Annotated in this window: 11 protein-coding genes; 5 read left to right on the top strand and 6 right to left on the bottom strand. The window is 40.2% G+C overall.

The window, feature by feature from the left end:
* Positions 1 to 28 precede the first annotated feature (28 nt).
* From bamA to ABD985_RS00550, 4 genes are all read left to right on the top strand, one after another.
* Entirely contained in the window at positions 29 to 2620 is a 2592-nt protein-coding gene (gene bamA, locus ABD985_RS00565; RefSeq protein WP_345368461.1) for an outer membrane protein assembly factor BamA, read from the top strand.
* A 118-nt stretch (positions 2621 to 2738) separates the two neighbouring features.
* Positions 2739 to 3269, top strand: coding sequence for an OmpH/Skp family outer membrane protein (locus tag ABD985_RS00560; protein ID WP_345368460.1), 531 nt, complete (start codon positions 2739 to 2741; stop codon positions 3267 to 3269).
* Positions 3270 to 3387: 118 nt separating this feature from the next.
* Positions 3388 to 3891 (top strand): OmpH/Skp family outer membrane protein, encoded by a 504-nt coding sequence (locus tag ABD985_RS00555; RefSeq protein WP_345368459.1) that lies wholly within the window; start codon positions 3388 to 3390, stop codon positions 3889 to 3891.
* Between the two features lie 29 nt (positions 3892 to 3920).
* Complete coding sequence (locus tag ABD985_RS00550) at positions 3921 to 4427, top strand: OmpH/Skp family outer membrane protein (protein ID WP_345368458.1); 507 nt, start codon at positions 3921 to 3923, stop codon at positions 4425 to 4427.
* Between the two features lie 68 nt (positions 4428 to 4495).
* On the opposite strand, the gene ABD985_RS00545 is transcribed toward ABD985_RS00550, so the two are convergent.
* The 6 genes from ABD985_RS00545 to ABD985_RS00520 form a co-directional block, all read right to left on the bottom strand.
* Positions 4496 to 5431 (bottom strand): bifunctional metallophosphatase/5'-nucleotidase, encoded by a 936-nt coding sequence (locus ABD985_RS00545; protein WP_345368457.1) that lies wholly within the window; start codon positions 5429 to 5431, stop codon positions 4496 to 4498.
* 8 nt (positions 5432 to 5439) lie between these two features.
* A complete protein-coding gene (locus ABD985_RS00540; RefSeq protein ID WP_345368456.1) occupies positions 5440 to 6204 on the bottom strand; it encodes a 5'-nucleotidase C-terminal domain-containing protein in 765 nt (254 codons plus the stop codon).
* Positions 6205 to 6288: 84 nt separating this feature from the next.
* Positions 6289 to 7437: a hypothetical protein gene (locus tag ABD985_RS00535; protein ID WP_345368455.1), complete on the bottom strand. Its 1149-nt coding sequence runs from the start codon at positions 7435 to 7437 to the stop codon at positions 6289 to 6291.
* Positions 7438 to 7488: 51 nt separating this feature from the next.
* Positions 7489 to 10014 carry a TonB-dependent receptor gene (locus ABD985_RS00530; protein ID WP_345368454.1) on the bottom strand — a complete coding sequence of 842 codons (2526 nt, stop codon included), beginning with the start codon at positions 10012 to 10014 and terminating at the stop codon, positions 7489 to 7491.
* A gap of 533 nt (positions 10015 to 10547) precedes the next feature.
* On the bottom strand, positions 10548 to 12044 hold the full coding sequence (locus ABD985_RS00525) for a hypothetical protein (RefSeq protein WP_345368453.1): 1497 nt from the start codon (positions 12042 to 12044) through the stop codon (positions 10548 to 10550).
* Positions 12045 to 12090: 46 nt separating this feature from the next.
* The gene (locus ABD985_RS00520; protein WP_345368452.1) at positions 12091 to 13857 is read right to left on the bottom strand and encodes an Ig-like domain-containing protein; all 1767 of its coding nucleotides are present in this window, start codon (positions 13855 to 13857) and stop codon (positions 12091 to 12093) included.
* A 256-nt stretch (positions 13858 to 14113) separates the two neighbouring features.
* Between ABD985_RS00520 and ABD985_RS00515 the strand changes: the two genes are divergently transcribed.
* On the top strand, positions 14114 to 15022 hold the full coding sequence (locus ABD985_RS00515; RefSeq protein WP_345368451.1) for a S66 peptidase family protein: 909 nt from the start codon (positions 14114 to 14116) through the stop codon (positions 15020 to 15022).
* Positions 15023 to 15126 lie beyond the last annotated feature (104 nt).

Genomic DNA, 15126 nt, shown 5'->3' with positions numbered 1-15126 from the left:
ATTAGATTATACTAACGCTTTTTATCGCATGAGCTTACTGCATGACCATATCAGCAAGTCATTAATTATTTTTATCAGCCTCTTTTTAGGGAGTACCCTTTTCGTTTCTGCTCAGTTTGGAACGACCTACGGTTCACAAGGTGGACAAGGGGACGTAGATTACGGAATACCTATCGAATATACCATTGCGGGAATCGATGTGGTTGGTGCTGAATTTAATGACAAAAATGCCCTGATTAATATTTCAGGACTTAAGGTTGGTGAAAAAATCACCATTCCAGGAGAAGGCATCTCTAAAGCCATTCGTAAATTATGGCGCTTGGGTATTGTAGGGGATGTACAGATCAACGTAGCCAAAACGAACGGCTCAGACGTTTACCTGGAAATTGTCTTAAAGGAAAGACCTAAGCTATCAAAATATTATTTTGAGGGGGTCAACAAGAGCAAAGCCAAAACCCTTTCGGACAAGATCAATCTGGTGAGAGGTCGTATCGTTACAGATGCCCTTATCAAGAACACGACCAACGTCATTAAGGATTACTATGCTGAAAAAGGCTTTAAAAATGCGGATGTAAAAATTGTCCGAGAGCAAGATCCTACCTTGGCTAATGCCATTCAGTTGCGTATTGAGATCAATAAGAATAGTAAGGTCAAAATCAACGAAATCCAACTAAATGGCGTAGAGCAACTTGCGGAGAAGAAGGTTCTTCGCAAAATGAAAAAAACGAAAACCAAGGAATGGTATAGAATCTTCAACCCTTCCAAGTTTATTGCGGAAGAGTTTGAGAATGATAAGAATAACGTCATTGACTACTACAATAAGAATGGTTTCCGTAATGCCAGCATCGAGAGAGACAGCGTTTACGATGTAAACGAAAAGCTCGTAAATATCGAGATGGATATAGAGGAAGGAAAACGTTTCTATTACAGAAATATCACCTGGACTGGTAACTACAAATACACTGATGCTCAATTAGCACAAGTTCTAGGTATCAAAAAAGGAGATGTATACAACCCTGAAGAGTTACAGAAACGTCTAACCTTCAACCCTAGTGGTACGGATATCTCAGCCTTGTATATGGATGATGGATACCTGTTCTTCAATGTAAATCCTGTAGAGGTATTGGTAGAGGATGACTCTATTGATATTGAAATGAGAATCAGTGAAGGAGAGCAAGCCTATATCGATAAAATCATCATCAACGGTAACACCAAAACCAGTGACCACGTAATTCTTCGTGAGATCAGAACACTTCCTGGTGAGAAGTTTAGCCGTTCACAGTTGATCAGAACACAACGAGAGCTTTCATCTATTGGTTACTTTGACCCTGAGCAAATTGACATTCAGCCAATTCCAAACTTAGCAAAAGGTACAGTAGATATTAAATATAACTTGGTGGAGAAGCCTAATGATCAGATTGAGTTATCTGGTGGTTGGGGTGGTTTCTACGGTTTCGTAGGTACACTTGGATTGGTATTCAACAACTTCTCTATTAGAAATATTCCTAACTGGGATATGTGGAGGCCACTACCCGCAGGAGATGGGCAACGTCTATCGTTGAGAATGCAAGCCAACGGACGTCAGTTCCAAACTTATTCTGTGAGCTTTACAGAGCCTTGGTTGGGTGGAAGAAAGCCTAACTCCCTTTCAGTAAGTTATAGCTACTCTATACAGCGACAGTACAACAATGCCGGAAACTTCTTTGTAACCGATCTATCCTCTCAAAGTGAGACTGGATCACTAGGTATTCACTCTGCATCCGTAGGGCTTGGACGTCGCTTGAAATGGCCTGATGACTACTTTGTGATGAATAACTCTGTCACGTTCCAGTCATACCGTCTGAGAGACTTTATTTCTACTGGTTTCTTTGATTATCCAACAGGAGACTCTCACAGTTTTACGTTCAACACGACCATTGCGAGAAACAGTATTGACCAACCGACTTACCCAAGAAGAGGATCACAAATCTCACTAACGGTGAGTTTGACTCCTCCTTACTCTTTGTTTAGTGACAAGAACTTCTCAGAGGAAGGCATCACCAATGAAGACCGTTACCGTTGGGTAGAGTACCATAAATATATGTTTGACAATGCTTGGTACCAGACGATCATTGGTAACCTAGTATTGGCTTCAAGAGTACATATGGGCTTTATTGCTCCATATAACCAGGACAAAGGCTTAGGACCATTTGAGCGTTTCATCCTTGGTGGTGATGGTCTTACGGCCAACAACTTCCTATTGGGAACTGAGAACGTTGGCTTGAGAGGGTATGAGAACCAGTCTATTGTTCCTATTGAGGTAGAGAATGGACAGCAAAGAAGTAGCTCAGGTGGTGTGGTATATAACAAGTATGTATTGGAGCTTCGTTATCCAGTATCCCTAAACCCTGCTGCTACCATCTATGTCTTAGGCTTTGCAGAAGCAGGAAACAACTGGGGAAGCTACGCAGAGTTTAATCCATTTAACCTGAAGCGTTCTGCAGGGGTAGGAGCTAGAGTATTTATGCCTGCATTTGGTATGCTAGGTATTGACTGGGCCTACGGTTTTGATGATGTACCGGGAAGACAAGATGTAAGTGGTAGCCAGTTCCACTTTACAATTGGTCAGCAGATCCGATAATTTTCCCTTTGATTCTTTATATTTAAAACAGAAAGTACAGCTAATGTGCTTTCTGTTTTTTTATAAGCGTGTTTTTGAAATACCTTTTTTTGTTGAAAACTGTTAAAAGAATTGCCATATGAAAAAGCTACTTGTCCTCAGTATAACCTTATTTATTTCCTTGCAGCTACAAGCGCAAAAGTTTGGTTATATAGACAGTCAGGTGATTATAGAGCAGCTTCCTGAGTACAAAGATGCCTTAGGGCGATTGGACAAACTTACGAAGGAATGGAGCTCTGAAATCGAAAAAATGAAAAAAGAGATCACCAGTCTGGAACAAGACTATCGCAATGAAGAACTCTTATTGACGATAGACATGAAAGAAGTTCGTCTAGAAAAAATAGAAGAAAAAAAGACCGAGCTTCGAAAATATCAGGCAGATCACTTTGGTTATGAAGGACTACTATATGTCAAACGAAAAGAAATGATTAAGCCCCTGCAGGACAAAATTGCTAAGGCAGCCGAAACAGTAGCTCGTAAAAATCGATTGAGCTTCTTATTTGATAAAGCCAGCGACCTCACCATGATTTACTCTGACCCACGTCATAATTATACGGACTTGGTACTAGAAGAATTAGAGTTAGGAGATCCTGCAGATACCCCTAGATAGGGGAAAAGGGGTAGATACAACGTTTTTTAACAGGAAGGGGACTTCCATCTCCTTTCATACGTGGTATAAATTCCTAAATTTGCATCTATTTAGAATAGTATATTGAAAATTGTTCCTGATGAAAAGATTTGTAGTAAGCCTGCTATTGGCCTTAGGTTTGGGCACGAGCCTTTCAGTGGCTCAAACACAGAAAGTAGCCTATGCCAATGAGCAGAAGATCATTCAAGCCTTGCCAGCGTTCAAGACCCAACAGAAAATTTTGGAATCTTATGGCAAGCAATTCAAAACGCAGCTAGAGCAGAAAGGAGCGGCCATACAGCAGATCCAACAGTTTGTGCAAACAAACCAGAATATCACTCCAGAAGTATACCAGCAGAAAGTGAATGAATACCAGAAACTGATGCAAGAATACCAGGAGCTTGAGTTCAATGCGCAACAACGTGTGCGTAAGAAAGAGCAGGAACTGATGAAGCCTCTTCAGAAAAAACTGATGGATACGATTAAAGAGGTAGCCATTGCCAACGGTTACTCAGTGGTGATCTCAGAAAATGCGGTGATTTACAAGAATGAGACAGAGGATATCACCCAAAAAGTTATTGATAAAATTACCGGCTCTAACTAATTCAATAGGGTCATTCAACAAAACTAATTATGAAAGCAAGATTTTTTATTACTCTAATCGTTGGCCTGTTCTTCTTTAGTGCCAATGCGCAAGCACAGAAAGTATTTGGTTATGTAGATGCTGACAGCGTACTACAGACTATGTCAGAATACAAAGTAGCAGAGCAAAAGCTTCAGAGCTTCCAAAACCAACTTCAGGAAGAGTTCAAGCGTATGGAAAACGATCTTAAGACAAAGATCCAGGATTACCAAACTTACCTACAGAAAGGTGCTGATGTAATTCCTGCTATCGCTCAGCAAAAAGAAAAAGAAATTCAGACTTTGAAACAACAGTACGATAACTTCCCTGTTTCAACACAGCAAAGTATTAGCCTTAAGCAGCAACAGTTGATGCAGCCGCTACTTAAGAAAGTACAGGAAGGAATCGATGCAGTCGCTAAAGAAAAAGGATACCAGTACGTAATTCCTAAAGGGATGTTATTGTACTCTGATGGAAAAGATGACATCACGGCAGACGTAATTGCTAAGATGAAGTAATCACATCTTTGTCATTTAAAATAAAACGGTCAGCACTCTAAGGAATGCTGACCGTTTTATTTTGTAAACTATACCACTACGGTACTACTCCAATCTTTATCTGACTGGAATGCCAATCGTCGCTTTTTCTTTCGATCGAAGTAAAAATCTACTCTTCCGAGGTTAATACCTGCGAATCCCACTTGAGTAATTAACACCTCTTTCCCTTCACTATTCATCACCTTACTTGGTTCCTCCAAAAAAGTATGTGTATGTCCACCAATAATCAAATCTATATTTTTGGTCTTCTCGGCCAATTGTATATCTGATACTTTATCACCTCTGTATTGATATCCCAAATGGGATAGGCATATCACCACATCACACAGCTCTTCTTCCTTTAGTTTACGGGAATAGGTTTGGGCTACGGCAATAGGATCTTCATAAACAGTTTCCTTATAGCATGCTTTAGGCACAAGGCTATCCAACTCTATTCCTACACCAAAAACACCTATACGTACTCCTTCTCTTTCATAGACCTGATAAGGCTTTACCTTTCCATCTAAAACAGTATTACTAAAATCATAATTTGCTGAAAGAAACTCAAAAGAGGCATGGGGCAATACGCTGTCCAGCCCTTCAATCGTATTATCAAAATCATGATTACCAATCGTCGCAGCATCATATTTCATCTCAGACATTGCACGAAACTCCACCTCTCCTTTGTACATATTAAAATAAGGAGTCCCTTGAAAAATATCTCCCGCATCAAGTAGCAATACGTTCTTTTCCATTGAACGTACTTGATCGATCAACACTTTTCGCTGTAATACCCCTCCTTTTCCACCAAATCGTTTATGGGACAAAGGAAAAGGCTCTATCTGGCTATGCGTATCATTGGTGTGTAAGATCGTCAATTTGATCAAGTCCTGCTCTTTACCTAATACAGTGGTAGGAAGTAGCAAGGATGCGGCAGCTCCCTTCCCCAATAACTGTACGAAATTTCTTCTTGAATATCTTTTCATAACCTCCTCTAGTTCACCGTTTGGTTATCTTGTCTATAAACAGCCTCTTCTATCGGCAATAATCTTCCCGATCGTTGAAAAGCCTTTAAAATCGCTTCCCTCAGTAATATCGGCATTGCTTTTACAGCGGTAGATTGCTGAAAGAAATCCATTCTGCTTCCCCCATTGTAAAGATAATCCGACGTCAGTACCCTGTAGGTTCTAGTCTCATCCAGCAGCTCCCCATTGACCTTCACTTGTATCACCTTATCACCTATCATCGTCATCTCCATACCTGCCACTGGTTCTTTTCTTCTTCCAAGGTAGTTCAACATTTCCCTAACCCCTTCCGCTGTCAAGGAAGCTATTACCAAGCTATTATCAAAAGGCATTACCTGATACACCTTTCCCAAGGTAACCTCTCCTTGATAGATAGAAGTACGGAATCCTGAACGATTAAATAAGCTAATATCTGCCTGGGCATTCAATGAATCATTTGCCCAAGAAAGTACTTGTTTAGCAATCATTCTTCCCAAAGCATCAACAGAGTCCCTTTTCATAAAATCTACCGTTGCATATGCTACGATCTCATTCATTTGTTTATCAAGGCTATCCTTATAAGGAGCAATTAGCTGTAAAAGCGTGGTATCGATTCCCCCGCCTCCTTCTTGAAGGGTCACCGGCAATACCTGTGCTTGTTGATAAAAAAGAAAGTAGTCCGGTTTTCCCGTCTTACAGGAAGCGCCCCCCAACAATAGTAGCAAGGTGAAACAGAAAAAATTCTTATAGTTCATATCAGTTATGATTCTCTTTAAGCGTAGAAAGGCCCGGACTCAATAATGAGTCTCGGACCTTGGTCAACACGTGGTAATTGCCAATTATTTTACTTCCATCCAAATACCACCTTCTTTAACAACACGAATTGTAGCACTTCCTGTTAAACCATCATAATAGTTGTAAGTGACCAAAAACTCTTGCCCTTCTTCTACCGGATCAAATACATCGTCCAATACTTCACCAATCTTCTTAATCACTACAGCGAAATCACCTTCAGGTTTTCCTGAGCGAAGATCAAAGTTGTGATACTTCGTATTATCTTCCCAGCGCTCATAATCAGCAGAAGTCAGGGTGTATTTAATCGAAGAATCTGCCTTCCATGTACTTTTCGTAATATCTTCTTTATTGACGCTATAACTTAACTCTTCTGTTACTGAGGTCACAGATGTTGCCAACTGCCATTGCGTACCATCAAAACGGTATACTACGTATTTGTCATGATAGGTGAAAGTGTAAACGTACTCTACAATCACAGAAGTCTTATCAGAAAACTTCTCTTGTGCAAAAGCTACAATCTCTTCCTCTGCAGTAGACTTAGATGAGAAGTTAGGGTATGACTGTCCCATTAATTCATAATCATCAGAAGACAACGTATATTCTGCTTCTTCTACACTCACATATTCATATGCTCCAGTAGCGATATCAATCTGTAGGAACTGATCTTCATAAGCACGCTCATACAAGGTATAAGCAACTGTGATCTCCTTTCCTGCCTCCGTCTCATACTGTGTTCTGTCCAGGTATTTGGCAATCAAAGCCTTCGCCTTATCTTCATCACTGAAATTGGAATAGGACTGTCCCATTGCAATCTTATAGTCATCAGAAGATAACTCCAGCGCATTATCATAATCTACAAACACTCTGCTGTAATAAGCATAAGTAACCATCATTGTCTCTGTATCCTCTGCAGAAAAACGTTGATTCAGAATCTCTGGAAGATACTTGGATGGTAAATTCTGATTAGAGAAGTTCTTATAGTTGACAATACTTTCTACAGAAGACAGTGCATAATCCTCATCCGTAAGCGTATAAGCGGCTGGCGCAACTTCTTTATCATAAAGGAAAGCATACTTCGCTTCCTCCAAAGCTTCATCTTGCGCTAGTTGCTCATTGATTTCCTCTAGTGGGTTACATGCTACTGCAAGCAAGAAGCCCAATACGATATATATCTTTGAAATGTGATTTTTCATAATCTATTTTAGCTTTCAAATGCTCTATTCAACATCCGTATTTTTTACTGCCTAGAAGTTTAATTTCATTCCTAAGCTCCATGTTCTTCCAAGCCCATAATAAACAGCGGTCTCACTGTTTGCTTCAGAGATGTATTCTGTATCCAATACATTGTTTACATTTCCGATCAATGTAGCTGACATCCCTGCCACCTGGAAGTTATACCTTAGGTTGACATCCAAAAGATTGTATGATGGCACCTCCCATACTTGCTCACCTCTCTCCTCTGCATTGGTTCTTCCTGCCGGGTCATAGTATGCGTACAGGTCATCATAATGGTTGAAGTTTGCACCAATTTTAAGATCGTCTGTTAAGAAAAGGTTAGCTCCCAATGCAAAAGTCGTTTGGGCAGCATCCCCTACTTTTAAATCTTTCGTATACATATTGATTGTCCCTAGCAACTCTTGACTGTCATTGTAAACTTGTACATCTTTCAGGTCGTTTGTCCATCTCCAGTCTCCCACAGAAGCCATTCCGGTAAACTCCACAGCCTTAAATGGTCTATAAACAAAATCTAGTTCAACTCCCTGGTGAAGAGCATTCACTCCTGACATATTGAACAAGAAGATATTTCCATCATTATCAAAGAATCTTCTCACGAATGCCTTGTCTCTCCACTCTGTATGGTAAGCATTCACATTCAAAGAAAGTTTGTTCAACTTAAGTCCATAGCCTAGCTCAAGACCCAAGGTCTTTTCTGTTCTTGCCTCTGGGTTTACATCGTTAGAGTTGTAAGAGAAGAATACAGCATTGAACAATGGAGGACGCTCAAAGTAACCCGCATTGAAGAATACATTTTGCTGCTCCGTCAGGTTGAAGTTCGCTCCACCTTTTACGCTATATCCCTGAAAGCTATACCAATCCGACTGTTGTGCCTCATCCGTATTCAGATAGTTGAAATAATCTGTTCTTCTAAAAGATACATTAGAGAATGAACCAGACACAAAAGCAGTTAACTCTCCTAGCGTATACTCTGCCTGAGCAAAGGTTCCTCCCCAGGCTACTTCCCCAAGGTTATTATAATCAATCACATCCCCTACTTTCGCAAAATGTGTTGGGTTATTCATGTCACGAGTATCCATATAGAATTCTCCTCCCAATAGGTCCGTTACTTCTCGGAAGTGTTTTCCTTGATATGCTCTCAGATCAAAACCTCCACTCAATGTCAAACGATCATTTACTCTATGTGTCAAGTTAGAGAGTACTCCATACCAGTTGTGATCATTTCTAGACGCTCTCAAGATCGCAGAAGCACCTTTGTTTCCATTCTCTTGATTCTCTGCAATAATACGATCGATATCAATCAACCCATCTGCGGTTTTATAGTTATAGAACTTGCTCTGCTCCTCTCCTAAGCTACCTGTTCCACCACCAGTACCAAACGATACATATGCTGATGTCGCTAAATCAGTCTTGTCACTGATTGTCCAGTAGTGATTCAATGAGATCTGAGGTTTGTGGTAGAAGTTCTCTCTCAAGTTGAACATTTGTCCATTCTTGTAGCCCCACTCACTGTTATACTGTCTACCATACTGCTTGTACACTGATGGGTCTGCTTTGCTGCTACGCTGTCCATGACGCTGAGGTGATCCCAGAGCAGTCAGGGATAAGATGTGGTTGTTCCATTTCTTCGATACGTTCAAGAAATAAGACCACGCATCATGCCAAGTACCATCAACCCATCCATCTCCTTCACTACGTGTTCCCATAAAGGTTACCGCAAAATTATTATCCATCAAACCGGTAGATAATGTCAATCCTGTTTTACGGAAACCATTATTACCAATCATCATTTGAACATTTCCACCTTTTTCCGCATCTGTTGTTTTAGTCAAAATATTGATCGTACCTCCTACAGATGGCACGGCAATCTTTGATGCTCCCAACCCTCTCTGTACCTGAATAGTCCTCGCTACGTCACTTAGTCCTGCCCAGTTAGACCAGTATACCCATCCGTTCTCCATGTCGTTTACAGGTACACCGTTAACCATTACCGCAGTATTTCTCATATCAAAACCACGGATATTGATACGGGAGTCTCCATAACCTCCACCTTGCTTGGTAGTATATACACCTGGTGTAGATTTAAGGATCTCAGGGAATTCCTGTGTTCCCAACTTCTCCTGAATAAACTCTGGTCTTACAGTAGACACGGCTACAGGTGTCTTACGATCGATGGCTACCGATGCCAAGACCAGTACTTCCTCCATACCTACAACGGACGGCTTAAGTGCTATCTCACCCAAGTTAACAGTTGCCCTATTTAGCGTGACTTCCTTAAGGATTTTCTCAAACCCTACAAATGAGATCTCTAGGGTAGCCGTTGTTCCCTCTTGTCCTGAAGCCAAGAGCTCAAATGCACCATCCAGGTTAGACAGTGTACCAATCGTTGTTCCTTCTAAGCGAATCGTAGCTCCCACTACTGCTTCTCTGGTCCCCGCTTCTATCAAGGAGCCTTGAATTTTAGTCACTTGCGTCTGTCCAATAGCGGCAAATGACACTAAGGTAAATAGTAGAAAAGTTAAATAAGTTTTCATTTTTCAATTTGATGAATACTAAAAATTTAGACCTTCAAAAAATCTAATCATCAAGTAACCGGTACTGTCGCACCGTGAAATAGCTTTGAGAATTGCTTGCTGTTAGACTTTATGCTAGCAAACTTATAGGGACTTATACTTTTCAACAACCACAGAAAATGGGAAAAAGTAAACTGCGAAATCATCTATATCACAGGGAATAATGATTCTTTATTCACTTACTTCATTCCAACTGAATCACAAATCACCTCAACCTCTCAGGAACAGATCACATCAAAAAGTAAACTCTCCCTGATTTACAATCAGGTTAAATCTATGATTTATCAGTACTAAGAGCTTGTTTGGAATACGTCTTCAGATAGAAAATTCCTCTAATCACTGTTCAAATCAACTCAAATTTTACTACGTACGTCAACAAATAGAACCACTATTATCACTGCGTGCGCTCTAAATTTGAATCAATTTGAACAGGTTATAGAAATTTCCTCTATCTAAATCAGTATTCCAAACAAGCTCTAAAAGGTCTTATTCCACTAAAGAAAACTTCCTTCCTCTTCCTTCAGGTATGTTTGTATACAAGCAAGGTATCCTTTTATTAACTCCTCATAAGGAATAATCTCTACCGGAGAGAAACCCGACACCAAAGGCTCATCAAAAATCACTTCCCGCCCTTGGTAAAGTTGAAAAAATGACTTGTAAAACTGCTGGAAAAACTGCTGTGTCCTCATATCCTTACTATTCTTCAAGTAGCGTAAGTAATACATTTTCATATTATTGAACATCTTGTAACAGTCAACTTCCCTTTGTTCTATTTCTAATAAACTATTCAAGATTAAAAACTGAACATTATAGCTTTCTTTATAGATTACAGCGGCTTTACACTCCTCCCTCAGAAGGTCAGGAGTAATCTCTTCCGGAAAGTTTCTAAGATAGGATCTAATAGACTTTTCTATCCCGTGAAGTTTTCCCCAAAAAATCAAATACGCTTCTTTTAATAACCAAGCAGACTGATCAACAGACTGTAACATTCCATACTGACAAGAATCCATCACTTCCTCCATTACTTTTGCCGCCTCTATAGGCTGTTTCAACTTCATTAGAAGATCAAAGTGTAGTGCTTGCACTTCATAACGATCAAAAGCAGCATAAGAAGTCATGGGAAGGATCTCTTCCACCACTGCCAAAGCCCTTTTGACCTCTCCTTGCATCTGTAAGCTACGTGCATAATGAAAGTAATATTCTCGCTGATTGGCCTCTGTAGACAACAATGGATAACGGGTAAAGATATCCTTCATCGATAACACCTTTTGCTGAAACAACTCCAATTCGCCACCATGGTAAGCAGCTACCTGTTCTATTTTATTTTTATAGTATCCTATCCAGAGGGATTGTTTCTCAAAACACCAAATGCCCGACTGTTGAAGCAACGTTTCTGCCACTTCTGCGATCTCTTCATCAAAGGAAAGACAGAACTTCCCCATTGCTTGTATACGCAACCAACCATTTCTAGCCTTATTTTCTGCCTCCACTAAAATATCTACCTGCTCCTTTTCGGTCATTAACTTCTGTATCTGACGAGCACTTCCCTTCAAGGAAGCTATGATCTGCAAATACCGATAACACTCCACACTAAGGCCATTCAATAGGTTACGTTGCGCCCTACGCAACAACTTAAGCAGGATCTTTTCTGCATTATGGTAAACGTTTTTTCGAAGTAAAAGGTCGACCAATAATAGTTGTTGCTTACTGTACAACATTTCAGAATCTATATCTTCCATTACCCCTTCTTCCTCATAGACCACCAACATATCGGACAACCTATTGATAAGGTTTTTCTTCAACATCAAATAGCGTTTGTCCTTATTCGAGGTCTGATAAATCATGAAAGCAGCCTCATGATCCTGTAAATGTTCTTGTTCGCAAATTAGGTCATACAATTGCCTTAGCTTAGTATCCTTAGGCAAGAACGAATTAAAGTACTTCGGCGTCGACTGACGATGAATCTGTACTAGTTCTCGTAGTAATATCATAATCTGTTAGTAGTAAAAAGTAGCTTTTCAAAAGTACTGTAGCGTATTAATCCCTCTCAACAATCAACTTATTCGTATATAGGGTTCCATTTAGCCTAAGCTGTAAAAAATAAATTCCATTGGGTAAAGTGAGTTGAATAGCTGTTTTGGATGAGTCAATATTGCCTTCCCTGATCACCTGACCTCCTAAACTGAGCACCTTCCACTGATCTCCTGTGCTATACTGCTCTACGCTGAGGTGTAGTCCTCCCGCTTTTAATGGGTTGGGGTAAAAATAGTAGGCATAGTCATTTACGGTAAAAACACTTTGCAACACCAAATCCTCATTCTCTATTCCCTGAACTGTGATCACTGATGAAGACTTTTTTCCTCCATCGTTATCTGTCGCTGTTACCATCAAGGAGTATGTTCGTACTTCTGCGACTTTCCACTCCATGGCAAATGGGGCTTCTTGATCTATTCCTATCAAGGAATCATTCACGTAGTAAGCTACTTCCTGAATATCGCCATCTTGGTCATACGCCTCTACTTCAATCCTCAACATATTCCCCATTTTCACTTCAAAATCTTGCTCAGGACTAATGATGGATACTACTGGCAGCTGATTTTCTTTCTCTAACGTAAAGGATAGCGTTTCACTGAAAGGAGAAATATTAAAACTGCTATCGACTGCCTGAACAGCAAAATGGTGCGACTGCATCACCTTCAAGTCAGCCACTCGCCACTCATTACTCCTTGAAAAACCTATTAGCTTTTCTTCCTGGTAAATTGTATAGCCATATACTCCTATATTATCTGTAGAAGGGGTCCAGTTCAGTAGTATGGTGCTTTCGTTGAGTTGCTTAGCCTTTAAATCCTGTGGAATAGACGGTAGTTCTTGATCATCGATGGTATTGGCGTTTACCCGTAACGTAGTCTTAATGATGTCATGATCAGAATAAGTAGCGGCAATGGTTCTATTCCTCATCGTATCCGGAACGGCTTGATACCAAGGAATACCCTGCTCGGACATAAATATATGGTCAATATCGCTCCATGCTCTATCTTTTTTACTTCCTGCAAGATGTATAAAATCCCATTTTTGATTTTGATTGACATCCCTATACGTCCCCCAAGATACCGCTTCTCCATAAGCCCCTCCTTGATCCGCTGTATTAAAATCTCCCAATAGAACCACTCTCCTATCAGGTAACATTTGGAGGTTATTCAATAGAAGTTGCATTGAGTTTTTTCTTCTATCTTGATTTCCTTGGCAGCATTTGAGGTGCAGGTTGATAAGTTGAACTGAAAAGCTACTATCACCTTGTATTAGCAAGGCTTCCATACTGAAAGGAAGGCGTCCAGAGGCAAAACGATTATCTCCTTGTGGAACTTGCTCCAGCAGCAAAGTAGAAAATTTCACCTCTTTGAATACACTTGTCTTGTAGACAAAGGCCTGGCGTTGGGCAGGATAGTTCTCAAAATCGGGTGACCACCAAAACGAAAAGTAGTCATTATACCCTCCAGCCCATTCCTCCAAAGTATCTAACTGATTTAGTTCTGTTAGTAAATCTTCCAAGGCATTTCCATTCACTTCATCAATGACTACCTCCTGTAAAGCGACCACCTCTGCCGAAGAACGTAGAATATCTTCTGCGACTGCTTTTATCTGCGTAGACCTAGTTTGGTCAAGCCCTGCCTTTTCAGGTTTTCCCAGCCATTCCGTATTGTAAGTAATGACATCAATATAGAGGTTGTCGTTTTCTTGGGCTTGTGAGGATAAAAAAGTAAGCACCAAAAAATTGAGTAGCGTAAAAGTAGAAACTAGTTTCATATGAGTTTGTAAGTAATTAGTACACTCAACGAAAGTAGCACTAGAACTTGTACTGTTTGCTGTTAAAATGTTATTTTTTCAGGATTGTTGAGATAATGTAGTGATAAAATAAAGGAGTTTCTACCCTAATAACGTGCAAGATACGAGTAAGGTGAGCTTTCTTATCATTACATTTTACCATTTTTCACTCCTAAAATATAGAGTCTGGAATCTTGAAATTAATTATTCGATCCATAATCCCTAATTCATAAATTTAATGCATACTATTCAACCACCCTTCTTACAAGCCAACGATACCATCGCCATTGTTGCTCCTGCTGGAAAAGTCGACCGCACCAAAGTAGAAGCTAGTATTCCGGTACTAGAATCATGGGGACTCCGTGTGAAAATAATGCCTCACGTATATGCCGAAAACGGCTCTATGGCAGGAACTGATTCCCAACGCCTGCAGGATATACAGGAAGTACTGGATAATCCTGAAGTCAAAACCATTCTTTGTGCCAGAGGAGGCTATGGATCCACCCGTATCATTGATCAACTGGACTGGACGAAGTTCCAGAAGAACCCTAAATGGTTAATCGGATTTTCCGACATTACGGCTTTTCTTTTACACCTGAACCAAATGGGTTACCAAAGTATCCATGGTCCTATGGGGATTCATTTATTTAGAGAAGATGCCCAAGCGAGTACAGAGATGCTTCGACAAATGATGATGGGAGAGTCCCTTCCTCAAATCCAAGCCCCTGCCCACTCCGGTAACCGAATCGGGGAAGCTAAGGGAAGTGTAATTGGTGGGAATATCGCCTTACTAGCCAGCAGTATTGGTACACCATCTCAACTCAACACAGATGGAAAGATCCTATTTATAGAAGAAATTGGGGAATATCCTTATACCATTGACCGTATGCTCGGACAGATGCAGCGCGCAGGGCTGTTCAATAATCTAAAAGGATTAGTGATTGGGCAATTTACAGATATCAAGCCTAATGATGGAAATCCATTTCCACTTTCGATCGAGGACATTATTTTAGAAAAAGTAGCAACTTATGATTACCCGGTATCTTTTGGAATGGACATTGGCCATGATCAACCTAACTTTCCGGTAATTTGTGGCGCAGAAGCGGAATTGAAGGTTACAGAGGAAGGAAGCGAACTTAGCTTTTAATGAAGAATTAAAAATGAAGAATGAAGAATCATTAATTAGAAACTGAGCTTTCGCTCAGTTAATCTTTGGATAAAACATAATTATCCTGAGGAGAGTACTCAAGC

The organism is Algivirga pacifica, from assembly GCF_039543525.1.
GTDB lineage: Bacteria > Bacteroidota > Bacteroidia > Cytophagales > Flammeovirgaceae > Algivirga > Algivirga pacifica.
The sequence above is the reverse complement of the archived record's forward strand: the minus strand, read 5'-3'. Positions and strand labels throughout refer to the sequence as shown.